At 69.3% G+C, this 22,488-nt stretch carries 24 protein-coding genes; 13 read left to right on the top strand and 11 right to left on the bottom strand.

Annotation, left to right across the window (positions count from 1 at the left end; genetic code table 11):
- Window positions 1-25: 25 nt before the first annotated feature.
- Window positions 26-2,758, bottom strand: a complete 2,733-nt coding sequence (locus M8445_RS12405) for a YhgE/Pip domain-containing protein (RefSeq protein WP_273988087.1) — start codon at window positions 2,756-2,758, stop codon at window positions 26-28.
- A 115-nt stretch (window positions 2,759-2,873) separates the two neighbouring features.
- On the opposite strand from M8445_RS12405, the gene M8445_RS12400 reads away from it, so the two are divergent.
- Window positions 2,874-3,482 carry a TetR/AcrR family transcriptional regulator gene (locus M8445_RS12400; protein WP_273988085.1) on the top strand — a complete coding sequence of 203 codons (609 nt, stop codon included), beginning with the start codon at window positions 2,874-2,876 and terminating at the stop codon, window positions 3,480-3,482.
- A gap of 316 nt (window positions 3,483-3,798) precedes the next feature.
- Window positions 3,799-4,635 (top strand): SDR family oxidoreductase, encoded by an 837-nt coding sequence (locus M8445_RS12395; RefSeq protein ID WP_273988083.1) that lies wholly within the window; start codon window positions 3,799-3,801, stop codon window positions 4,633-4,635.
- Window positions 4,636-4,807: 172 nt separating this feature from the next.
- On the opposite strand, the gene M8445_RS12390 is transcribed toward M8445_RS12395, so the two are convergent.
- Complete coding sequence (locus M8445_RS12390) at window positions 4,808-5,653, bottom strand: hypothetical protein (protein WP_273988082.1); 846 nt, start codon at window positions 5,651-5,653, stop codon at window positions 4,808-4,810.
- A 559-nt stretch (window positions 5,654-6,212) separates the two neighbouring features.
- Window positions 6,213-6,779, bottom strand: a complete 567-nt coding sequence (locus M8445_RS12385) for a gamma carbonic anhydrase family protein (protein WP_273988081.1) — start codon at window positions 6,777-6,779, stop codon at window positions 6,213-6,215.
- A gap of 430 nt (window positions 6,780-7,209) precedes the next feature.
- Between M8445_RS12385 and M8445_RS12380 the strand changes: the two genes are divergently transcribed.
- The 10 genes from M8445_RS12380 (at window position 7,210) to M8445_RS12335 (ending at window position 16,436) form a co-directional block, all read left to right on the top strand.
- Window positions 7,210-7,470 carry a cold-shock protein gene (locus M8445_RS12380; protein ID WP_273988079.1) on the top strand — a complete coding sequence of 87 codons (261 nt, stop codon included), beginning with the start codon at window positions 7,210-7,212 and terminating at the stop codon, window positions 7,468-7,470.
- 103 nt (window positions 7,471-7,573) lie between these two features.
- Window positions 7,574-8,773, top strand: coding sequence for a YjgN family protein (locus tag M8445_RS12375; protein WP_273988078.1), 1,200 nt, complete (start codon window positions 7,574-7,576; stop codon window positions 8,771-8,773).
- A gap of 1 nt (window position 8,774) precedes the next feature.
- Entirely contained in the window at window positions 8,775-9,863 is a 1,089-nt protein-coding gene (locus tag M8445_RS12370) for a M48 family metallopeptidase (protein ID WP_273988077.1), read from the top strand.
- Between the two features lie 32 nt (window positions 9,864-9,895).
- Window positions 9,896-10,486: an NADPH-dependent FMN reductase gene (locus tag M8445_RS12365; protein WP_273988075.1), complete on the top strand. Its 591-nt coding sequence runs from the start codon at window positions 9,896-9,898 to the stop codon at window positions 10,484-10,486.
- Window positions 10,483-11,253 (top strand): RluA family pseudouridine synthase, encoded by a 771-nt coding sequence (locus M8445_RS12360; protein ID WP_273988074.1) that lies wholly within the window; start codon window positions 10,483-10,485, stop codon window positions 11,251-11,253. The genes M8445_RS12365 and M8445_RS12360 overlap by 4 nt, the downstream gene beginning before the upstream one ends.
- Before the next feature lie 95 nt (window positions 11,254-11,348).
- Window positions 11,349-11,579 carry a FeoA family protein gene (locus M8445_RS12355; RefSeq protein ID WP_273988072.1) on the top strand — a complete coding sequence of 77 codons (231 nt, stop codon included), beginning with the start codon at window positions 11,349-11,351 and terminating at the stop codon, window positions 11,577-11,579.
- Window positions 11,576-13,819 carry a ferrous iron transport protein B gene (gene feoB, locus M8445_RS12350; protein WP_273988070.1) on the top strand — a complete coding sequence of 748 codons (2,244 nt, stop codon included), beginning with the start codon at window positions 11,576-11,578 and terminating at the stop codon, window positions 13,817-13,819. The genes M8445_RS12355 and feoB overlap by 4 nt, the downstream gene beginning before the upstream one ends.
- A gap of 166 nt (window positions 13,820-13,985) precedes the next feature.
- On the top strand, window positions 13,986-14,285 hold the full coding sequence (locus M8445_RS12345) for a helix-turn-helix domain-containing protein (RefSeq protein WP_273988068.1): 300 nt from the start codon (window positions 13,986-13,988) through the stop codon (window positions 14,283-14,285).
- Window positions 14,286-14,491: 206 nt separating this feature from the next.
- Entirely contained in the window at window positions 14,492-15,745 is a 1,254-nt protein-coding gene (locus M8445_RS12340; RefSeq protein ID WP_273988066.1) for an MFS transporter, read from the top strand.
- A gap of 193 nt (window positions 15,746-15,938) precedes the next feature.
- Window positions 15,939-16,436, top strand: coding sequence for a pyridoxamine 5'-phosphate oxidase family protein (locus tag M8445_RS12335; protein WP_273988065.1), 498 nt, complete (start codon window positions 15,939-15,941; stop codon window positions 16,434-16,436).
- Window positions 16,437-16,676: 240 nt separating this feature from the next.
- Here the strand turns inward: M8445_RS12335 and M8445_RS12330 are convergent, their stop codons facing one another.
- Window positions 16,677-17,129 carry an OmpH family outer membrane protein gene (locus tag M8445_RS12330; RefSeq protein WP_273988064.1) on the bottom strand — a complete coding sequence of 151 codons (453 nt, stop codon included), beginning with the start codon at window positions 17,127-17,129 and terminating at the stop codon, window positions 16,677-16,679.
- A 130-nt stretch (window positions 17,130-17,259) separates the two neighbouring features.
- On the bottom strand, window positions 17,260-17,748 hold the full coding sequence (locus M8445_RS12325; protein WP_273988063.1) for an OmpH/Skp family outer membrane protein: 489 nt from the start codon (window positions 17,746-17,748) through the stop codon (window positions 17,260-17,262).
- Between the two features lie 97 nt (window positions 17,749-17,845).
- On the opposite strand from M8445_RS12325, the gene M8445_RS12320 reads away from it, so the two are divergent.
- Window positions 17,846-18,469 (top strand): CBS and ACT domain-containing protein, encoded by a 624-nt coding sequence (locus M8445_RS12320; protein WP_273988062.1) that lies wholly within the window; start codon window positions 17,846-17,848, stop codon window positions 18,467-18,469.
- 72 nt (window positions 18,470-18,541) lie between these two features.
- On the opposite strand, the gene lysX is transcribed toward M8445_RS12320, so the two are convergent.
- From lysX to M8445_RS12290, 6 genes are all read right to left on the bottom strand, one after another.
- The gene (gene lysX, locus M8445_RS12315) at window positions 18,542-19,405 is read right to left on the bottom strand and encodes a lysine biosynthesis protein LysX (protein ID WP_273988060.1); all 864 of its coding nucleotides are present in this window, start codon (window positions 19,403-19,405) and stop codon (window positions 18,542-18,544) included.
- Window positions 19,406-19,488: 83 nt separating this feature from the next.
- Window positions 19,489-19,662: a lysine biosynthesis protein LysW gene (gene lysW / locus M8445_RS12310; protein WP_273988058.1), complete on the bottom strand. Its 174-nt coding sequence runs from the start codon at window positions 19,660-19,662 to the stop codon at window positions 19,489-19,491.
- Window positions 19,663-19,744: 82 nt separating this feature from the next.
- On the bottom strand, window positions 19,745-20,083 hold the full coding sequence (locus tag M8445_RS12305) for a hypothetical protein (protein ID WP_273988056.1): 339 nt from the start codon (window positions 20,081-20,083) through the stop codon (window positions 19,745-19,747).
- 98 nt (window positions 20,084-20,181) lie between these two features.
- Window positions 20,182-20,679, bottom strand: coding sequence for a LeuD/DmdB family oxidoreductase small subunit (locus M8445_RS12300; protein WP_273988054.1), 498 nt, complete (start codon window positions 20,677-20,679; stop codon window positions 20,182-20,184).
- 1 nt (window position 20,680) lies between these two features.
- On the bottom strand, window positions 20,681-21,082 hold the full coding sequence (locus tag M8445_RS12295) for a VOC family protein (protein WP_273988053.1): 402 nt from the start codon (window positions 21,080-21,082) through the stop codon (window positions 20,681-20,683).
- Complete coding sequence (locus tag M8445_RS12290; RefSeq protein WP_273988051.1) at window positions 21,079-22,365, bottom strand: 3-isopropylmalate dehydratase large subunit; 1,287 nt, start codon at window positions 22,363-22,365, stop codon at window positions 21,079-21,081. The genes M8445_RS12295 and M8445_RS12290 overlap by 4 nt, the downstream gene beginning before the upstream one ends.
- Window positions 22,366-22,488: the final 123 nt, after the last annotated feature.

The following is a 22,488-nucleotide window of genomic DNA, read 5'->3' as shown; positions in this document are numbered from 1 at the left end:
TGGCGCGGCGGTGGTACGGGGTGGCTTAGCCGACGTCGGTGATGATGGGTGAGCGGAAGTTGCTGTCCGGGGTGTACACCCAGCGGCGGCGGCTGAGGAGCGCGGCGGCCAGGGCGACGGCGGCGACCACGCCCATGCGGCCCATGAAGGTCCAGTACTGGCCTTCGTACGCGCCGAACATGGCGCTGCGCAGGGCGTTGATGACGTCGGTGACGGGAATGACGGTGTGGATCAGGCGGAAGAAGGGGCTGGAGAGTTCGATGGGGTAGCTGCCGCCGCTGGCCGCGAGTTGCACGATCAGCAGGATCAGCGCCAGGACGCGCCCGGCCGGGCCGAACAGCAGGTTCAGGGCGAGGATCACGGTCATGAAGGTGACGCTGCCGGCCACGGCGGTCAGGACGACCTGCGCGGGGTTCAGGAAGGGCACGTTCATGAGGTGCACGCCGGTCACGACGATCAGGGCCTGCCCGATGACGATGGCCAGGGGGTGCGTGAGTTTGCGCAGGACGCGGGCGCTCTGGGTGGCGGTGCGGCCACTGTCGGGGATCAGCAGGAACGGGAAGATGAAGGTGGTCAGGGTCGCGCCGACCCACAGGGCCAGGGCAATGAAGTACGGGGCGAAGGCGCTCCCGTTGTTGGGGACGTCGGCGGTGGCGCGGGTCTGCACGGTGACGCTCTGGGCGAGGCCGGTGGGGTCGCCGCCGAGTTCTTCGGTGTCGGTGGGGACCCTGTCGCGCAGTTCGGTCAGGCCGTTGCGGAGTTTCAGGGCGCCGCTGCGCAGGTCGCCGGTGCCGCCTTGCAGGTCGGCGGCGCCGCTGGCGAGCGTGGCCGCTCCGGTGGCGAGTCTGGCGCTGTTGATGGCCAGGGATTTCCCGCCGGTGTTCAGGGTGTTCAGGTCCTTCTGGGCGGGCAGCTGGGCGTTAATGTCGCCCAGGGCGTTCTTGATCTTGATGTTCCCGTCGGCCAGGGTGGTCACGCCGCCTTGCAGGTCGCGGGCTCCGGCGGCCAGCTGGGCGGCGCCGGTGGCGGCTTTGCGGGTGTTGGCGGCCAGGGCAGCGGCGCCGGTGTTCAGTTGCTGCGCGCCGGTCTGCACCTGGGCGGTGCCGGCGGCGAGTTCTTTCGCTCCGGCGGCGGCTTTCTGCGCGCCGGTCTGGGCGCTGGCGGCGCCGCTGGCGAGTCGGTTCGCGCCGCTTTGCAGGTCGGCCGCTCCGGTCTGGAGGGGTTTCAGGCCGCTGCTGACGCCGGCGTTCAGTTGATCGGCGCCGGTCTGCAACTGGGCGGCGCCGGTTTTCAGGTCGGTCAGGCCGCCGCTCAGGGCCGGGAGTTGCGTGGCGAGGGTCTGTGCGCCCCGGCTTGCGGAGCTGGCGGCCGCCTGGGATTGTTGCAGTCCGGCGTTCAGTTGTGCCGCGCCGGTCTGCACGTTCTGCGCGCCGGTGGCGGCGGGCGTGCCTTTCAGGCTGGTGGCCAGTGTGTTGCTGCCGCCCGCGAGGCTCTGCGCGCCTTTTTGCAGGGTGCCGAGGCCGCTGTCCAGGCGGGTCAGGCCGGCCGAGAGTTGCGTGGCGCCATCGGCGGCCTGTTTCGCGCCGGTCTGGGCCTTGCCGAGCCCGGCGTTCAGGCTGGCGGCGCCCTTGCTGAGCTGGGCGGCGCCGTCGGCGACGGGTTTCAGGCCGTCTGTGACGCCGGCGTTCAGTTTTCCGGCGCCGGCGGCCAGTTGCCGGGCGCCGGTGTTCAGGTCGCCCAGGCCACTGGCGAGGGCCGGGAGTTGCGCGGCGAGCTGTCCGGTGCCGGTGTTCACCTGCGTGGCGCCGCCGCCGAGTTTCTTCGCTCCGGCGGCCAACTGGTCGCTGCCGTCCGCAAGTTTGTTCAGGCCACCGGACAGCTGGTCGGCGCTGCTGGCGAGTCTGGCGCTGCCGTTGCGCAGGGGCGCGAGTTGTTGCTCGCCGGGCGCGGCGGCTTCGAGTTGTTTCAGGCCGCCGCCCAGTTTCGTGACGCCGCCCGTGAGGCTGCTGACGCCGCCGCTGAGGCTGCTGGCGCCGCCGGCGAGCTTGTCTGCGCCGGCGGCCAGGGTGCCGGCGCCGGTAGCGAGTTTGCCGGCGCCGTCCTGGAGTTTCTCGGTGCCGTCCAGCAGGTCCTGCGCGCCGTTCGCGAGTTTCACGGTGGCATCGTGAATATCAGAAAAGCCCTGCTGCACGTCTTTGAGGCTGGTCTGCACGACTTCCCAGCGGTTCTGGCCGAGCGTGGCGTTCAGGTCCTCGGCGATGGCGCTGGTGACGCGGTCGGCGACGGTGCTGGCGTAGTAGTTCATGCCGGGGGCGCGGTACAGCTGGAGCAGGCCGTGCTGGCTGCTGTCGCCGCTGATGGCCTTGCGGCTGAAGTCGGCGGGGATGGTCAGCGCGAAGTAGACCTCGCCCCGGCGCACGGCCTGCTCGGCGGCGGCCTGGGTGGGGTAGCGCATGAAGTTCACGGGGGGGTCTTTCTGGAGTTCCACGGCCAGGTCGTGCCCGGCGTTGACGTTCTTGCCGCGTGAAACGGTGCCGGTGTCCAGGTTGACCAGGGCGGCGGGCAGGTCCGGGAGGTTACCGCTGGGGTCCCAGACACTCATGAGGTACACGCCGGCGTAGACCATGGGCACGAACAGGAAGGCGGCCCCGGCGGCCCACATGATCGGGTGGCGCCACAGGCTATGTTCGGCCGGGGTCAGGCGGCGGTACGATTCTTTCAGGGTGGGGCGGGCGGGTGTGGGGGGTGCGTCGTTCATGGTCGCCTCGAAAGTGAACAGGGTACGTGACACTCTGTCAGATGGGTCACAGCATGAATGATTGCCGACAATATGTCAAGTGACAATATGTCAGTAGTGGTGTAGACTGATTAGCATGTCCCTCTCCCCCCCCACCGGAGGCCGCCGCCGCCTGCCCTCCGCCGACCGGCGGCAGCAGATTCTCGACGGCAGCGAGCACCTGTTCACCACCCACGGCTTCGAAGCCGTGAACATGGGCGACGTGGCCCGGCACGTCGGCGTCTCCAGACCTACCATCTACTCGTACTTCACGTCCACCACCGACATCCTCGCCGAACTGCTCGGCCTGCGCCTCGGAGAATTCGAAATCCGCCTCGCCCCGCTGCTGGCCGAAATCCACAGCGGCCAGCGCGACCGCCCCTTCGCGGCCATCTACATGCATCTCGTACAGGAACGCTCGCTGCTGACTCTGCTCCAGAGCGGCAGCGGACCCGCCTTCACGCACCGGCGCCAGCAGGTCTTCGCGGACCTCGAAGGCCGCCTGCAGGCCCACCTGCCCGGCAGCGGCCCCCGCATCCCGTACCTGCTGACCTGCGTGACCCTGCTGATTCACAGCGCCGCCTCGCACGCCGTCAGCGGCAACCTGGACAGCGCCCAGAACGGTCAGTTCGCCGCGACCCTCGACCGACTGCTGAACGCCGGGGTGCAGGCCTTCAGCGCCGCCGAGACCCCACCAGCGCTGTAAAAGCACGGCCAGAACCAATGCCTGCACCACCCCAGGGCTACGCGCAGGGGAGTATTGAGCATTCCTTGGCCTTAGCGCGCCTTCATCTGCACGTGACATTTCTGTGAACGCCGCCGCCTACACTACCCTTATCAGCGCACAACAATTCAGAAGGCGGGCCGAGTGAAGTCCGCAGCGCAAGGAGGCTGATCCGCTCAAGGTATCAGCCTCACTTTTTGCGCTCCCCCTGCTGACCGGTCCCTTCCCGGGCCGCCGGGCACGCGATTGTCCTTTATGCTTCAGCCCCGGCGCGCGCCCGGCTTCTATGCTGTGAGGCATGACTTCCAGCACCCCCACCCCCACCGCCCCCCTGCACGGACAGCGCGTGCTGATCACCGGCGCGACGGGCGGCATCGGCCTGATCACCGCCCGCGAACTCGCCGCGCGCGGCGCACACGTGACCATCATGGGCCGCAACCCCAGCAAGACCGAGGAGGCCGCCCGCCAGACCGGAGCCGCCGCCACCCTGCTGGCCGACCTGAGCGAACTGGCCCAGGTGCGCCGCGCCGCCCACGAGTACACTGAACGTTTTGGGCAACTGGACGTGCTGGTCAACAACGCCGGGGCGTTCAACACCCGCCGGCAGGAAACCAGCGAGGGAACCGAACAGACCTGGGCCCTGAACCACCTCGCGCCGTTCGTGCTGACCCACGAACTGCTGCCCCTGCTGCGCCAGAGCGCCGCGCCGCGCGTCGTGACGGTCGCCTCGGCCGCGCACGCCATGGGCCGCATCCGCTTCGACGACCCGGAATTCCGGCGCGGGTACGGCGGGTGGGCCGCGTACTCGCAGAGTAAACTCGCCAACATCCTGTTCGCCCGCGAACTCGCCCGCCGTGAGAGCGGCATCCAGAGCAACAGCCTGCACCCGGGCATGGTCGCCACCGGCTTCGCGCACAACAACGGCGGCCTCGTCAGTCAGCTGTACCGCGTCGTGGACCTGTTCGCCATCACGCCCGAACAGGGCGCGCAGACCAGCATTCACCTCGCCGCCGACCCCATCGGCGTTACGGGGCGTTACTTCAGCAACTCACGCGAAACCACGCCCGCCCCGCAGGCGCAGGACGACGGCGCGGCCTTCCGCCTGTGGGTGCTCAGCGAAGGCTACCTCGACTGACCGCCCGCGCCGGACAGCGTCCACAGGAGTTCACAGCAGTCTGAAGTGCAGTGGATGGAGGCATGTTCATCCATCAACGGAACGCCGCTTTCATACGGCCTCCGTCCGTCCTGCTGCTCATCACGTCCGCTCGGATCCAGCGGCTTTGCAAGCCATTCAATCGGAGTCCGTATCAGACCTCGCGGACGTACCCGCTCTTGACGAAGTCCTGCACCATCGATTCCAGGTCGTGCAGGGCCACGTCCGAGCGCAGGGCGTACTCGGCGGGCGACAGGGACTCGCTCAGGGCGCGCAGGAAGGCCAGTCCGGGCGCACCGTGCCGGGCACGGAACGTCTGGTGCAGGCCCGTGATGGCGTTCGTGGCGTCCCGGCCGCGCAGCGTCATGGCGTACTGGTGGTGCGCCCACCCGGCCAGACTGCGCGGCAGGATCAGCGTCTGCGGGCGTAGCGGCGCGGGGAACGCTCCCTCGTACGGCAGGGTGGCGGGCAGGGTCGCCATGATCTGCCCGCGCAGGTAGTAGATCGCGCCGGTCGGTCGGGCGTGCAGGCCCGTGAAGTCCTCGGTCAGGTTGAACTTCCAGGCGCGCGAGCCGATGCCGCTCAGTACGTGCGTCAGGTCTGCGGGCAGCGGGTGCGCGCTGAGCGACGCGCCCTGCTCGTACAGGTTCAGCAGTTCGCCCAGCGCCTGCTCGCCCGTGCTGCTGGCGGCGGCGGCCGTCACGGCGCGGCCCTCGAACAGCAGCACGAAGGCACTCTGCTCGCCCAGCGCGGCGTGCAGGTACCCGTACCAGCCTCCCCCGTGCAGGTACTTCAGGAAGGCGTGCAGGTCGCAGAAGTGATGCGTGAGGCCCGTGTGACTGGGTTCCGAGTGAGGCAGGAACCGCGCCAGGAACGGGGCCGCGCCAGGAAACATGGGCGTCAGTTCCGGAATCAGGTCGCCCGGTTCACTACCGTGCGCGTCGTCCGCCGGGGCAGCGGGCAGCGGGTCGCCCGCCGCGTGGCCGTCAAGTTCAGTCATGGAATCCACCGCAGGGTCAGGTCGGAAGGCGGAAGGCCGGTCAGCGAACGGGGAGAGCGACGGGTCCGGCGCGGCGCCAGATTCCAGGGCATTCGGTTCCAGAGGGTCAGGTTTTAGGGTGTCGGAGTCGGCAATGTCGGGCTGCGGGCTGTCCAGCAACGCAGCGTCCGGCGGCGCCGGCTCCAGCCGCGCAGCGCCGGCCGCTGCGGGACCAAGCGCTGCGGCACCGAGGTCAGCCGTGCCAGTGAGATTCGCGCCCGCGTGGTCAGTCTGCGTGGTTGCGGCAGGTGTGGCTGCGCTGGGCGCGGCTGGGTCTGTCCCGTCGCGCTGCTGGGCCTGTTTCAGGTCGGCTTTCCGGGCGTCGGCCCTGGCGGCCGCGCGGGCAGCGCGGGCCACGCGGGCGATGGCGGCGGCCTCGCGGGCTTCCGGCGAGTCCGGGGGGCGGGGCGTGCGCGGGCGGCGTTCCTTCATACGGCGGCCCCTCTGACGTGGCCGTGCGGGCCGCGCGGCGTGGCCGGGCCGGTTCCGGCGACCACGCGCAGCGCCGCGCGGCGTGAGGTCACAGGCCGTCCACGCGGGCCAGGGTGTCCTGCGCAGGGTCGGCGGAGGCCTGCAGGTCGCCGTCCAGCAGGGTCAGGCCCTCGCGGAAACGCGCGCCGTTCTGCACGTACCTGGTGGCGTTGCCGCCACTGGCGGCGGGACGCACCACCCGCGCCGGAATGCCGACGGCCAGCATGCCGTCCGGCACGTGCACGCCTTCGGGCAGCACGGCCCCGGCCCCCAGCACGGCCCCGGCCCCCAGGCTGGAGCCGCTGAGCATCACGGCGCCCATGCCGACCAGACTGCCGGGACCGCAGATGGCGCCGTGCACGATGGCGCGGTGCCCGACGGTCACGTGATCGGTCAGGATGCAGGGCCAACCGGCGTCCGTGTGCAGCACCGCGCCGTCCTGCACGTTGCAGGCGGGACCGACCGTGATGGCTTCCAGGTCGCCGCGCAGCACGGCTCCGAACCACACGCTGGCGTGCTCGCTGACGGTCACCTGCCCGATCAGGTCGGCGCTGGGGGCGATGAAGGCGGTGGGGTGAATGTGTGGGACGTGCCCGTCCAGGGCGTAGCGCGGCATGCCTTTCCTCCGAAAGTCCGGGCGTGACTCCGGGTGTGGGCCGCGCGGGTACGCACGCCGCTTCCCTGTGATCACGCGCGGTGGGTCTTGAACTGCCTGCCAGCCTAGCATGAAGGTCCGGGCGTTCCGGCGGTGCCGCAGCCGGCCACGCGCTGCGCGGCAGGGGCCTGGGCCGGTCAGGCGGGGCAGGACCCTCATGAGACCGGAGCGGCTGATTGAACCTGGATTCAAGAAAATCGCCGCGCGCCGTCTCACACGGGCCTCTGCGGCCGCCGGCGGGTGGGGATGCCTGGGCAGGTGCGGCAGATTGGCGTGCGCATTCTGAGAGGCCGTGCGATAATCCGGGGGTCTCAAAATTCATGCCAGTCTGTTGGGTTCAGTCCAGAGGATTGGATACCAGGCAGTGAATTTCCGGGATGCAAGGAGAGTTATGGCTCAAGGTCGAGTGAAGTGGTTTAACGTGGAAAAAGGCTACGGATTCCTCGAGCACCCGGGCAACCCCGACGTGTTCGTGCACTACAGCGCCATTCAGAGCGGCGGCTTCCGCAAGCTCAACGAGGGCGACGAGGTCGAATTCGAAGTGGAAGCCGGCCAGGGCAACAAGGGCCCGCAGGCCAAGAACGTGGTCGTCACCAACGCCGCGCCCGCCCCGATGGGCGGCGGCATGGGCGCCCGCGACAACCGCTGGTAAGACCGGCGGCAGATTCGCAGCGGGTGCCTCTGGCGTCCGCTGCTTTCTCGTGCGCCGCGCACCTGAGGAAACGACGGGGGCGGCCGCCCCGTAGCATGGGGGCATGACCGATCCCGCCCTGCCACGCGCGCCAGAACCCACCGTGCCCGCACCCGGGACGGCCGTTCCGGGGCGGCATGACCTTCCCTCTGGGCCGGAGAGGCTGCCCGCGCCGGAACGGGCCGCGCCACAGGTGACGACGTACCCGGTGTCGTTTACGGGGTCGGCCGGGGAGTACTTCCGGCTGTGGATCGTGAACGCGGCGCTGTCGGTGGTGACGCTGGGCATCTACCTGCCGTGGGCGCGGGTGCGTAACCGGCAGTACTTCTACGGGCATACCTGGGTGGACGGCCATAACTTCGAGTACCGGGCCAATCCGCTGAAGCTGCTGCGGTCGTACGTGGTGGTGGGGGCGCTGTTCGGGGCGTACACGCTGAGCCAGCAGAGTGAGCGGTGGTGGTGGTTGTCGGCGTTGATCGCGCTGGCGTTCGCGCTGCTGTACCCGTGGCTGGTGGCGCAGTCCATGCGTTTTCAGGCGGTGAATACCACGCACCGGGGGCTGCGCTTTCACTTTGACGGCAGTGTGAAAGGCGCGTACGTGGCGTACGGCGCGGCGAACGTGGCGGCCAGTCTCAGCGGGGGGCTGGCGCTGCCCTGGGCGTGGTTCATGCAGCGCCGGTATCAGGTGAACAACCTGTCGTACGGTTCGGCGCGCGGGAACTTCCGGGGGGACGTGGCGCCCATGTACCTGATCGCGCTGACGGGCGTGGGCCTGCTGGTCGGGGCGGGGCTGCTGCTGGCCGTGCCGGCAGTGGTGGCGCTGGTGGCGTGGATGGCAGGTAGTGGCTTCGATCTGGACAGCATGGACTGGGAAAGTCTGGGTTCCGGATTGTTCTTCTTCATCTTCCTTGCAGTGGGGTACGTGATCCTGATCGCGCTGAACGGCGTGGCGTGGCAGTACGTGCGGGCGGCGACCATGCGGTACGTGCTGAACAACACGGAACTGGGCGGCGTGGTCCGCGCGGGCGCGACCTTCAATCCGTGGCGGGTGGTGTGGATCACCGTGTCGAACGGCGCAGCGCAACTGCTGACGCTGGGACTGGCGACCCCCTGGGCGGACATCCGCCGCAACCGCTACCTGCTGGAGGGTGTGAGCGTGCGGGCCATCGCTTCCCTGGATGACTTCGCGGGCGGCGCGGGCGGCCCGGAGTCGGCGCTGGGCGAGGCCGCCACCGAACTGCTGGACATCGGGCTGGGGTTCTGACGTGCCGGACCTGACAGGACCCGACCCGGCCGCGACGGACAGCCTGACCGCACAGGGCGTGTTCTTCGATGGCCGCAGCAGCCGCGACCACCCGGCGACGCTGCTGCTGGACGGCGATCAGGTGCGCGTGCGGCTGGGCGCGCAGGCTGAGCATCACTGGCGCGCGGATCAGGTGACGCTGGAAGCGGCGCTGCCCGGCGTGCGCCGCAGCCTGAGCTTCCCGGACGGCAGCCGCTTCGAGACGCCAGACGACGCGGCCATCCGCGCCTGGGAACAGCGGCACGGCCGAAACCGCCTGCTGGGCGGCGTGCGGAGGCTGGAGAGCAGCTGGGGCACGGCGCTGGGCGCGGTGGCCGTGACGGGCGCGGTCCTGTGGGCCTTCGTGACGTTCGGCGTGCCGGCGCTGGCGCGGCAGGCGGCGGCCGTGACGCCCGTGGGTGTGCTGGCGACCTTCGACCGCGAAACGCTGCAGGTACTGGAGGGTCAGAACCTGATCGGCCCGAGTGAGCTGAGCGCGGCGCGGCAGGCGCAGTTGCAGGCGGCGTTGCGGGACGTGAGCGGCTGGGCGGGCGGCCCGTACGGGTACCGGCTGCTGCTGCGCGACGGTGAACCTGCGGGTAGCAGTGGGCTGGGCGCGAACGCGTTCGCGCTGCCGAACGGCACGGTCGTCATGACCGATCAGCTGGTCGCGCTGGCCCGCAGTGACCGGGAACTGGTGGGGGTGCTGGCGCACGAGGCGGGGCACGTCACGCAGCGGCACGGGCTGGCCAGCGTGTACCAGGCGCTGGGGCTGTCGCTGATCGTCACGGCGCTGACCGGGGACATCGTGAGCGCCACGACCTTCGCGGCGGCCGTGCCGGTCGCGCTGGTGCAGGGCGGGTACTCGCGGGCCGCCGAGACGCAGTCCGACGAGGTGGCCGCCCGCTTCATGCTGGAACGCTACCGCACCACGCGGCCCCTTCAGGCCATCCTGGCGCGGCTGGAAGCCCAGGACGGAGGGCCGGGCGGCGTGCCGGACCTGCTGGGCACGCACCCTGGCACGGACGCCCGCATCGAACACCTGAAGCAGCTGGAGGACGCCGCCCGCTGACCTGTCCGGCGGCATGCACTACGCTCTGGGGCGTGAAGTTCACGGTCCTGTCCACCAGTCTCGATCCGGAAAGCCGCAGCGCGTGGCTGTGCACGCTGGCCGCCGCGCAGTTGCGGGCGCAGGGGCACGAGGTCACGTTCCTGGATCTGCGCGCGCAGCCGCTGCCGCCCTTCGATAACGTTCAGGGGCCGGGCGGCTGTTACGAGCACCCGCACGCGGCGCTGTACCACGCGGCGGTTGCCGGGGCGGACGGCGTGTTCCTGGGCGTGCCCGTGTACAACTGGGGGCTGGGGTCCGGCGCGAGGGCGCTGGTGGAACTGACGGGCAGCAGTGACGCGGCGCGCGGCCTGCACGGCGCGTGGTTCGATAAGCCCGTGACGTTCCTGGTGTCGGGCGGGCTGGATCACGGGTACCTGAGTCACGGGGCGTTCGCGTTCGGGTTGATGGTGGATTTCCGCTGCGTGGTAAATCCGCATTTCGTGTACGCCACGTCCGCCCACTGGCACGCGCCGGAGGTGCCGGGCGAGTGGCTACGGGCGCGGCTGGAGCGCACGGTCGCGCGGGGCGTGGACCTGTCGGCGCGGCTGGTCGGGCGGGACTACGCCAGCGTGTGGGAACTGTGAGCGCGACTGGACCGGACCGACCCGCGCCCCTCCTGCCGCCCACCGAGCGGCCCCGCGTGATCCTGGAACACCCGGATTTCTACGTGGTGCACAAGCCCGCGCTGTGGCTCACGCACCCGGTGCGCGCGCGGGTGGAGGTGCCGGACCTGCTGACGTTCATGCAGCGCGCCACCGGCGAGGCCAGCCTCGCGCCGCCGCACCGGCTGGACCGCGAAACCAGCGGCGCGCAACTCCTGACGCGTGACCGGGAGGCCGCGCAGCGGTTCTTCACGCTGTTCAAGACGCATCTGGTCGGCAAGACGTACCTGGCGCTCGTGCACGGCACGCCCGACTGGGAGCGCCGCACGCTGGACGGCCCGCTGGGCGACCTGGGCCTGGGCGGCGCGAACCGTATCGCCATGCGGCAGGCGGTCGTGCCGGACGGGAAACCGGCCGTGACGGACTTCCGGGTCGTGGATCGCCGGGCCGGGCACGCCCTGATCGAGGCGTACCCGCGCAGTGGCCGCCTGCACCAGATTCGCGCGCACCTGTCTCACCTGGGTCTGCCGATGGTCGGGGACAAGATCTACGGCCGTGACCCGGACGTGTTCCTGGAATTCATGGAGACCGGGCAGACGCCGGAACTCACGGCGCGGCTGGGGCTGGCGCGGCAGGCGCTGCACGCGGCGCGCGTGGCGTTCCCGTGGGCCGGGACGCAGGTGGTGGCCGAGGTGCCGCTGGCCCCGGACCTCCAGGCGTACTGGGACGCGCTGCCCGGAACGCCCTGAAGAGCCTGCCGCGCTGCGTGACCGGGGACCCTTGTCAACCGCTGTAATCCGACTATCCTGATCGGGAATGATCCCGATGGGGTCGGAGGCACCCGATGGAAGAACGAACCCTTGATCAACTCAATCCAGGGGACACCGCGCACGTCGTGTCCCTCGACCCCCGACACCCGCTGCGCCGCCGCCTGCTGGAACTGGGGTTCGTGCGGGGCGCGCCCGTGACGGTGGTGCGCCGCGCGCCGATGGGTGATCCGCTGGAGCTGCGCGTGAACGGCACGGACCTCGCGCTGCGCCTCGCGGACCTCCGGGGCATCCGGGTACGCCTGTGACGGCCCCGCTGGTCCCGCCTCCCCTGCCGGACCTGGGGGGACTGCGCCGACCGGACGCCGCCGCCTGCGCCGCCACCGTCGCCCGCCTTCAGGGCGCGCGTGAGCCGCGCGTGGTCGTGGTCGGCAACCCGAACGTCGGGAAGACCACGCTGATCAACGCGGTCGCCGGGACGCGCCTGAAAGTCGGGAACTGGTCGGGCGTGACGGTCGAGAAACGCGAGGCGCACCTGAGTCACGCGGGGCGCAGCGTGCACCTGCTGGACCTGCCCGGCGCGTACTCCCTGAGCCCGCATACGCCCGAGGAACTGATCGCCCGCACCGCCCTGATGGACGAGGCCCCGGATGCCGTAATGAACGTGCTGGACGCCGGGAACCTGGAACGCAACCTGTACCTGACGCTGCAACTGATGGATTTCGGGCTGCCGGTGGCGGTCGCGCTGAACCTGGTGGACGAGGCGCGCGACAAGGGCCTGACCGTGGACGCCCAGGCGCTGTCGCGGGCGCTCGGCGTGCCGGTCATCGAGACGGTCGCCAGCCGCAGCGTGGGCACGGCGGACCTGATGAGCGGCGTGCTGGACCGGGCGACGCTGGGTGTGGCCGTCCGCTACCCGCCGGCCATCGAGGAGGCCGCGCAGGACCTCACGTTCCGCATGTCGGGCCTGAGTACCCTGCCGCCGCACGCGCACCGCTACCTGGCGCTGGCGCTGCTGGAGGGCGACCCGAGCGTGCGGGGCCGACTGGCCGCGACCGGACATCAGCCGCTGCTGGAGGCCGCCGACGCGCACCTCGCGTCGCTGGAGGCCCGTGGCCTGGACCCCCTGATCGAGATTGCCGAGGCCCGGTACGCCCGCGCGGGCGATCTGGCACGCGTGGCCGTGCCACAGGCGCAGGCCCGCCGGACCTTCAGCGAGCGGCTCGACCGCCTGACCCTGCACCCGCTGCTGGGCATTCCGCTGTTCCTGGGGTTGGTGCTGCTGGTGTTCCGCCTGACCTTCAGCGTGGCCTCGCCGTTCGTGGATCTGATCGGCGGGCCGATGCAGGACATCCTGAGCGGGTGGGCGTCGGCGGGACTGGCGTGGTTCCCGCTGGCGCGTGACCTGGTGGCCGGGGCGATCATTCCGGGCGTGGGCACGGTCCTGAGCTTCCTGCCGACGCTGCTGGTGCTGTACCTCGCCATGAGCTTCCTGGAGGACAGCGGGTACATGGCCCGCGCCGCCTTCCTGATGGACCGCGCCATGCGTTCGGTGGGCCTGGACGGCCGGGCGTTCATTCCGCTGATCCTGGGCTTCGGGTGCAACGTGCCCGCCGTGTACGCCACCCGCACCCTGGAACGCCGCAGTGACCGGGTACTGGTCAGCATGATCCTGCCGTTCATGAGCTGCTCGGCGCGCCTGCCGGTGTACGTGGTGTTCGCCGCCGCGCTGTTCCCACGTTCCGGCAGCTGGCTGGTGTGGGGACTGTACGTGCTGGGCATGGCCGTGGCGTTCCTGTTCGCGCTGGTGCTGCGCCGCACGTCCCTGCCGGCCGAGGGGGGCGGCGTGCTGCTGGAACTCCCGCCGTACCGCTTCCCGGCGTGGCGGGTGCTGTGGAAGCACGCGTGGCGGCGCACCGCGAGTTTCGCGCGCCGCGCCCGCACCACCGTCATGGGGACCGTGGCCGTCGTGTGGCTGCTGCTGGCCCTGCCCGCCGTGAGCGGCCAGAAGTTCGCGACCGTGCCGCCCCAGGAGAGCCTGTTCGGGGTGGTCAGTCAGGCCGTGTCGCCCATCTTCGCGCCGCTGGGCTTCGGGAACTGGCAGGCGACCGGGGCGCTCGTGCCGGGCTTCATTGCCAAGGAGGTCGTCGTGGGCACCCTGGGGCAGATCTACCTGGGTGAGCAGGCCGCCGCGCCCGCACCGCTGGGCCTCGTGGCCGGAATCACGCAGACGCTGGGCGCCGCCTGGGACGCCGTGAAGGCCAGCGTGTCGGCCCTGCCGACCGTGCTGGCGCTGCCCAGCCTGAGCGCCGATGCCAGCGCCGACACGCAGACGCCGCTGGCCGCCGCACTGGCCCGCGCGTTCACGCCCGCCAGCGGACTGGCGTACCTGGTGTTCGTGCTGCTGTACACGCCCTGCATCGCCACGGTCGGGGCCATGGCGCAGGAGCACGGGCGGCGCGTCGCGTGGGTGACGGTCGCGTACCAGCTGGCCACCGCCTGGATCGTGGGCCTGATCGTGTACCAGATCGCGTCGAGGGTCCTGTGATACGCACTCCGCTTGAATGGCTTGCAAAGCCGCTGGGTCCGAGCAGAGCGAGCAGGAGAGAAACGGGTTCCGGGCGTGGAGTTGGCAACCCGGTGCCGTCCCGGGTTGTCAACGAAACAGACGGAATCCGTATGACACGGGTGCGTACGTCCGGGGCGGCGTTCGCATGAGCGCCTCGCCACTGGCAGGCATCCTGAACGCCATTGCCGGGCAGCCGCGCACGCCCGCCGAACTGGCCCGCGACCTGGGCAGCAGCGAGACCGCCCTGAGCGGCATGCTGCGCACCCTGCAAAGCGGCGGGTACGTGCAGGAGGCCACGCAGACCACGGACGGCTGCGCGTGCGGCCCCTGCGCCCTGAAAAGCATGTGCCGCAACGCCGATCAGGACGCCCCTCCCCTGCACCTGCTGCGGCTCACGCCACGCGGCGAGGCGTACCTGCGCCGCCTGCTCCCACTGCCCAACTGAAGGCAGGTCCCAGGTGGGCAGTTCCCAGGTGGGCTCCGGATGTTGGCCCTGACATTCCCCCGGGCCGCCGTCTTCCCCCGGTCTTCCCTGCCCCGCGCAGGCCAGGGCCGGGGGCCGCCTCTTTCCAACCCGCACGCCGGGCGGGCGTTCCAGGGTGGTCATTCCGGCGCGGTTCGTCGCCCGGCCGCCCGTATACTCGCCGCATCATGACTGCCCAATCTCTTACCGCCCCGCGCGTCAGTCCGTGGGTGCTGTCCGCGTTCTGGTTCGGCACGGCGTTCCACTGGCTGCTGCTGCTGCTGGTCCTGATGCCCGCCAACGTGGAATCGTTCGTGGGTTCCTCCCTGAAAGGCACGTACTCGGGGGCGCTGGTCGCCATCGGCGCGGTCATGGCCCTGGTGATCCCGCCGCTGGTCGGGGCGCACAGTGACCGCACGGGGCGGCGCGTGCCGTACCTGCGCCTGGGCGTGGGCGTGAACATCGCGGGACTGGCGGTCATGGCGGCCGCCGTGACCCTGCTCGGCGGCATGACGGGCTTCTGGGTGTATGTGCTGGGGTTCGTGCTGGTGCAGTTCGGGAACAATTACGCCACCGCGCCGTACTCGGCCCTGATTCCGCAGCTCGTGCCGCCCGAGCAGCGCGGCCGGTACAGCGGCGTGATGGGCATGCTTCAGGCGGCCGGGCAACTGCTGGGCGCCGTGAGTGCCTTCGTGGTGGGCAGCCTGCACCTGCCGGCGCTGGTGTCGTTCGTGCTGATCGGCGTGTTCCTGCTCGTCCCGGCGCTGGTGACCATGCGTGGCGTGCCGGACGATCACGCGCCCGCAGCCGGTCACACGCCGGCACCCTGGCGCACGCTGTTCGCGTACCAGCCGTTCCTGTGGGTGTTCATCACGCGCGTGCTGTTCGCGCTGGGGCAGTACTCGGTGCAGCCGTTCTTGCAGTACTACAACGCCGACGTGCTGAACCAGAAGGACCCGGCGACCTCCAACTCGATCATGCTGGCGTGCATCATCGTGGCCAGCATCGTCTCGGCGCTGATCGGCGGGCGCATCAGTGACCGGGTGGGCCGCAAACCTGTCATCTACGTGGCGGGTACCACCATGGCCGCCGCCGCGCTGCTGCTGCTGGTCGTGCCGGGCTTCGGCGCGGCGCTGCTGCTGGCCGTGGTGTTCGGCCTGGGCTTCGGGGCGTTCACCAGCGTGGACTGGGCGCTGGGCAGCGACGCCATGCCCAGCGACACCAGTTTCGCGCGTGACATGGGCATCTGGCACGTGGCGTTCGTGGCCCCGCAGTTCATCGGTGGGCCGCAGGGCGCGCTGCTCGACTGGGGGAACGCGCGCGGCGACAACCTGGGGTACACGCTGGTGTTCGGCATTGCCGCCGCGTTCTTCATCCTGGGCGTGCTGCTGGTCCGCAACGTGCCCGACACCCGCCCGAAAGGTCAGCACCTGCCCGCCTGACCCTCCTGTCGTGGCCCTCCCTGTGCGAACGTGCGGCCCGGACCTCTGGCATCCGGGCCGCACGGCTGTCCACACGCCGGGACGGTCTGTTCCTCACGCGGCGTGCAGCGTTCCTTCAGGACGGGTTACGAAGCTGTTCACACGGTGCGCCTCCCCCCAGTCCGGCGCGGCGGGGGCGTGGCAGGGTGAACCCATGACTCAACCCGATACCACCCGCACGGACTCCGTCAAAACGCTCGCCGGCCTGATCAAGGAAGTGCATTTCGCCATGCTGACCGTCCAGACCGCCGAGGGGCACCTGCACGCGCACCCCATGACCACGCAGCAGGTCGAGTTCGACGGTGACATCTGGTTCATCGGCGGCAAGGACACCGAGCAGGTGCAGGACATGGCGGCCCGTCCGCAGGTGAACGTCAGTTACTCCAGCCCCGACAAGGGCGTGTACGTCAGCGTCAACGGCGCCGCCCAGCTCGTCGAGAACCGCGCGAAACTGGATGAACTCTGGAGCGACTTCTACCAGGCGTACTTCCCGCAGGGCAAGGAAGACCCGAACATTCAGCTGATCCAGATTCACGCCAGCGGCGCCGAGTACTGGGAAGGCAACGGCAAGATGCGCAGCCTGCTGGAATTCGCCAAGGGTCTGGTCGGCGGCAAGCCCGACATGGGTGAGAACGAAACCATCCGCCTCTGAAACCGGGCGCGCTGAGAGCTAGCCTCAAAAGCCCAAGCAGAAGGACAAAAGCAAAGAGAAGGGCCGCCCGTTCAGGTAGAACGGGCGGCCCTCTTCTGCTGCCGGCAGGGATGACGGCTTACGCGGATTCCATCGGCTCCGTTCACGGCCCGGCACCTACATCGCATCGGAACCCGCTCTGCTCCTGCTCGCCTCCGCTCCAGTCAGATGGCCCTACAGACCATCCAGCCGGAGTCCGTGTTACTTGAGTTCCTTGATGACGGCGGCGTTCAGGCTGGTGGCGGCCTCGTTGGCGTACACGACCAGACTGGTCTGAGCGGCGACCTTCTCGTCGAAGACCACGGTGTACCCGTTGGCCTTGGCGACCTTGGCCACGGCGGCATTGACCTTCTTGCTCAGCGGCTGGAAGGCCACGTCAATCCGTTTGGCGTAGTCGGCGCGGGCGGCCGCGTACGCCTGCTGCGCCTTGGTCAGCGCGGCGCGGTCGGCGGTCGTGGTGGCCTTCGCAGCCAGCGCCTGAAGGTTCTTCTGCTTGGCGGTCAGGTCAGCTGTCGCCTTGGCATTCAGGTCCAGGTAGGTTTTGCTGCCGGGCATGGCCTTCACGACCGTCTGCACGTTCAGGATACCGACGCGGCTCTTGCTCTGCTGCGCGTGGGGAACGGTTGTCAGGAGGGCCAGGGGAAGGATGATCATGAATTTGTTCAAGGGTGGTGTCTCCTTGCAGGTGGGCGGCGCGCACGGCCCGCAGCGCGGGGAATGGTGCGGCCCCGCCAGCAATCTGCCTGCGGGGCCCGGCGTCACCGTTGAGCCTGTGGGGGTGGGGTTACTTGACGGACTTGGCGACGGCGTCGGTCAGTTCGGTGGTGCTGTCGGCGTAGATGACCAGTCCGCTCTTGGCGGCCACGTCACGGTCCATGATGATGGAGTAGCCGTTGCTCTTGGCGGTCGTGTTGATGGCGCTGTCGACGGCCTTCTCGACCACGGCGATCTTGGGGGCCAGCTGCTTGTCGTAGGCGTCGGCCTTGCTCTTGATGGTGGCGACCAGTTGCTCGCGGTTCTGCTTCTCGGCGGCGGAGGCGCCGGCGCCCTTGGCGTCGATGGCCTTGATCTGCTTGTCGAGCGCCGAGAGTTCATCGTCGGCTTTCTTCTGGATGGCCTGGATGTCCTTGTCGCCGGGGTGGGCGGCCAGCAGTTTGGACACGTCCACGAACCCGACCTTCTGGGCGGTGGTCTGGGCGTGCGGGGCGACCGTGCCGAGGCCGTACGCGGCCACGAGGGCCAGGGGAGCGAGAATCTTGGCGTTCATCTTCATGATTCGCACCGTAGCACGGCTCTTTCTGAGCCGAATGAAGGCCCGCTGACGCGCTTCACATGCGCCGCTTTCCACACCGCGCATGTAGACTGCGCGCATGCTCGTTCGTGACTGGATGACCCCCCAACCCATCACCGTGACTCCCGATACGCCCGTCATGGACGCCCTGAAACTGCTGAAGGAAGGTGGGTTCCGGCGCCTGCCGGTCATGGACGGTGACCGGCTGGTGGGCATCACGACCCGCAAGGACCTGAAAGACGCCATGCCCAGCAAGGCCACGACCCTGAGCGTCTGGGAGCTGAATTACCTGCTGAGCAAACTGACGGTCGAGGAGATGATGGCCCGCCCGGTCATCACGGCCGCCGAGGGCGAGTACATGGAGGACGCGGCGCTGCGCATGCAGGAGCATCACGTGGGGGGCCTGCCGGTCCTGAACGACGCGGGCCGCCTGAGCGGGATCATCACAACCATGGATGTCCTGCGGGCCTTCACGGGCATCCTGGGCATGCGCGAGGGCGGGCAGCGCCTGACGCTGGACATGCCGGACGTGCCGGGCAGCCTGGAACGCGCGACCGGGGCTATCCTGCCGAGCAATATCATCAGTGTCGCCACGTACGGCGGCGAGAACGGTCGGCGGCGCTTCGTGATGCGTGTCAGCGGTGAGGGCCTGAAGGACGTGCGTGAGCGGGTGCGGGCTACCGGCATCGACGTGCTGGACTGACCCACCCAGAGGGGACGCAACCAGAAGAAAGGCCCGGTGATCAGCACACCGGGCCTTTCTCTTTGCAGCCGGTTACAGCAGGCTGATGGCGTACTCGCCCATCAGGCGCGGGATGTTCACGCCAGTGGTCGCCACGGAGTTCTTGAATTCCATGGTGTGGTTGATCTCGATGATCTTCAGGCCGCCCCACTCGTTGTGCGCGGCGGGGTCCTCGACGAGGTCGATGGCGACGATCTGCCCGTGGACGGCAGCGGCGGCCCGCACGGCCAGGTCGGCCATCTCGGGCGTGACGGGGCAGTTGCTGGCCTTCGCGCCGCGCGCGGTGTTGGTGATCCAGTGTTCGCTGGTACGGTAGATCGCGCCGATGCACACGCCGCCCACCACGAACGCGCGGATGTCCCGCCCGGGCTTGTTGATGAGTTCCTGCACGTAGAAGATGCCGTGCTGCGGGCCGCCCAGCACTTCCTTGTGCTCGATGACGGCCTCGGCGGCGGCGCGGTCGTTCAGGCGGCTGACCATGCGGCCCCACGAGCCGACGGTGGGTTTCAGGACGACCGGGTAGCCCATCTCCTCGATGAGTTGCAGGGCCGCGTCGCCATCGAAGGCCACGCCGGTGCGGGGGGTGGGCAGGCCGTGGGCGTGCAGGGCGGCATTGGTGGCGAGTTTATCGCCGCACAGTTCGATGACGTGCGCGGGGTTGATGACCTTCACGCCGAAGCCTTCGAGGGCGCGTGTGACGCCGTGGCCGCGGCTCTGGCTGACGCAGCGTTCGATGGCGACCTTCCATGGGACGCCAGCGCGGCCCTGGTCGTCGAAGGTGACGGTCAGTTGCGGCGTGTACACCTTGTCATAGGGAACGCCGAGGTCGTCGAGGGCCTCGAAGAGCATCTTCTCGTCGGGGCGGATGCGGTCGTACAGAACGGCGAGGTCTGCCATGGGGGTGTCCGGGGTTGGTGGCCTTGCAAGGGAGCGCGGTCAGGTGTTCCGGTGGAACGGCCTGACCGCGTGCCCTGGCGGGGTCACTCTCCCCAGTCCTCCGCTTCCTGCGGGGCGGCTTCGAGGCGGGGGGGGTCGATGGACACGACCTCGTATTCCACGCCGGTTTCGTCGTCGGTGACGAGTTCGCCGAGTTCGGGGTTGGTGAGTTCGATCAGTGCGCCGGTATCAGGGTTTTCAAATTGAACGGTAGCCATATTCACTCCTTACGTTTGGTAGGTTATTACATGAAAAGTTTTGCGTTCGCAATTGCCTAGGCAGGTGCCCGGAACCTCGCTCTCAGATCACGTCCCCGTCATCCATCAACTCCAGCGCCACCAGGCCCTTGCAGTGCGGACACGACACCACACTGACCTCCACACCATCCAGCACCTGCACCGGCGCGACCGCCAGCATGTCCTCGGTCACCTCGAACTCCTCACCGCAATTCGGGCAGGTCGTCATCTCACCCAGCAACTCCAGGTCGAAGTCCTCACCCTCACCGTTCACGGTGACTTCCATCTCCGAGTGGCAGGAATCGCACACGATCACGTCCCCGACCGCCAGTTCGGCGCGGTCCTCGTCCGTCAGTTCCAGCACTTCCGCGCACACGGGGCATTCAATCTCAAGGGTCGCCATGCCTCCAGTCTACCGGCCCTCAGGCCAGCAACAGGCCCCCAGACCTGCGCGGCGGGGGCCAGACCTGCGCGGGAGGCCAGGACTGTCCGGCCGCAGAACTACCCGGCCGCCTCACCCGGAAAGCGCCCGTGCTTCTTGAAGAACGCCAGGATGCTCCCCTCTGCTAGAGCCTCACGCAGGAACTCCGGCGGTGGCGGCAACTGCACCGTCCCGCCCGCATGCGTCAGCACGCCCGTGGGCACATCCAGCGACACCTCCGCGCCGTCCTCCAGCAGACCCGTCAGGTCGAACTCGAACGCCGGAATGCCCAGGTTCAGCAGGTTGCGGTAATGAATGCGCGCAAAAGTAGGCGCGACGATCCCGCCCACCTGCAACTTCTTCAGCGCCTGCGGGGCGTACTCGCGGCTGCTGCCCAGCCCCCAGTTGCGCCCCCCGATCAGCACGTCGCCGGGCTGCACGGACGCGGCGAACTCCGGGCGGATGTAATGGAACGCGAACGTCTGAAACACGTCCTCGCCCGCCATGAACGGCGCGAACTTGCCCGGCAGGATGTCGTCCGTGTTCACGCTGTCACCAAATTTCCAGATTCTCGGCATCTCAGGCCCCCTCTTGCTCGTACGCTTGTTCGTAACTGATGAATTCCAGCAGCGACCCGTCCGGATCGCGGAAGTACACGCTGAGGCCGTCACCCTGCGCGCCCGCGCGAGCCACCGGACCCAGTTCCACCGGCACGCCACACGCACTCAGGTGCGCGGCGGCCCCGCTGACCGGGCCGTCCCACACGAAGCACAGGTCACTGCCACCCGGCGCGACCGGCACGCGCGCCAGCGGCTCCGGACTCAGGCCCGGCCCGTGCAGGTTCAGCTGCCGCGCCCCGAAGCGGTACGCGAAGCCCTGCCCGCGCGGGATGACCTCGGCCCCCAGCACCCGTGCGTAGAACTCGTTCGAGCGCGCCCAGTCGGAGACGTGCACCACGCAGTGATCCAGCCGGACCTTCACGCGGGTACCGGGGTGGCCAGCACGTCCTCGGGCAGTGCCACGCGGCCCATCACGGCGGTCGCGGCGGCCACGGCGGGCGAGGCGAGGTAGATGTGGGCGTCCTTGTCGCCCATCCGCCCGATGAAGTTGCGGTTACTGGTGCTGACGCAGACCTCGCCGGGGGCCAGGACGCCCTGGTGGCGGCCCATGCACGGCCCGCAGCCGGGCGTGCCCAGCACCGCCCCGGCGCGTTGCAGGGTCAGGAGGGTACCGTCGGCCATGGCGTCCTCCATGACCTGACTGCTGGCCGGAATCACGAGGAGGCGGGTGCCGGGGGCGACGCGCCGCCCGCGCAGGACGTCGGCAGCGGCGTGCAGGTCCTCGATGCGCCCGTTGGTGCAGGTGCCGATGAACACCTGATCCACGTGCTGGTCGCGCAGTTGTTCGCGCAGATCGGCGACGTCGAACACGTTGTCCACCTCGCTGGGCGCGCTCATGCGGGGGTTCAGGTTGGCAAGGTCGATCTCGATGCTCTGCACGTACGTGGCTCCCTCGTCGGGGTAGACCCAGTCGGGGATGTCGTACCCGTACGCGGTGAGGATCTCGCCGCCGGGCACGACCAGTCCGGCCTTCGCGCCGGCCTCCACGCACAGGTTCGCCAGGGTCATACGTTCGCCGCGCGTGAAGCGGTCCCCGGCGTGCATCTCGATGCTCTGGTAGGTCGCGCCGTCCGCGCCGAGGCGGCGGATCATTTCCAGCGCGACGTCCTTGGCACTCACGCCCGCTCTGAGGTCGCCGGTGAAGGTGACCTTGACGCTCTCGGGGACTTTCAGCCAGGTCTTTCCACTGGCGGCAGCCAGGGCGATGTCCGTGGCGCCCATGCCGGTCCCGAACGCGGCGACCGCGCCGTACGTGGTGCTGTGGCTGTCGCTGCCCAGCACGATCCAGCCGGGCCGGGCGAGGCCCTCTTCCATCAGCACCTGATGGCAGATGCCGCGCCCCACGTCGAACAGGCGCACGCCGGTCTGCGCGGCGTACTCGCGGGCTTCCTTCTGCGCCTGCGCCACGCTGACGGTGCTGGCCGGGGCGACGTGGTCGATCACGATACTGACCCGCTCGGGGTATTTAGGCGTGGCGTTCAGGTCCTGCTGCATGCGCTGGATGAAGCTCTGGGCGATGGAGTCCACGACCATGACCTGATCCACCTCAACGACCGCGAGGTCCCCGGCGTACACCGCCATGGTGCCGCGCCGGGAGAGGATCTTTTCCGCCATGGTCTGCGGGCGGGGGGTGGGGTTCGTCATACGCCCCATCATGCCGCATCCAGGCAAGGGCGGCGTGAGATTGACTGTATTTGAAGCAGAATTATTTACAAACGCCAGGATTGGCACGTGGCCTCCGCCTCAGCCTCCCCCCGGATGCAGGTC

The sequence above is a fragment of the Deinococcus aquaticus genome (assembly GCF_028622095.1).
Taxonomy (GTDB): Bacteria; Deinococcota; Deinococci; order Deinococcales; family Deinococcaceae; genus Deinococcus; species Deinococcus aquaticus.
The sequence above is the reverse complement of the archived record's forward strand: the minus strand, read 5'-3'. Positions and strand labels throughout refer to the sequence as shown.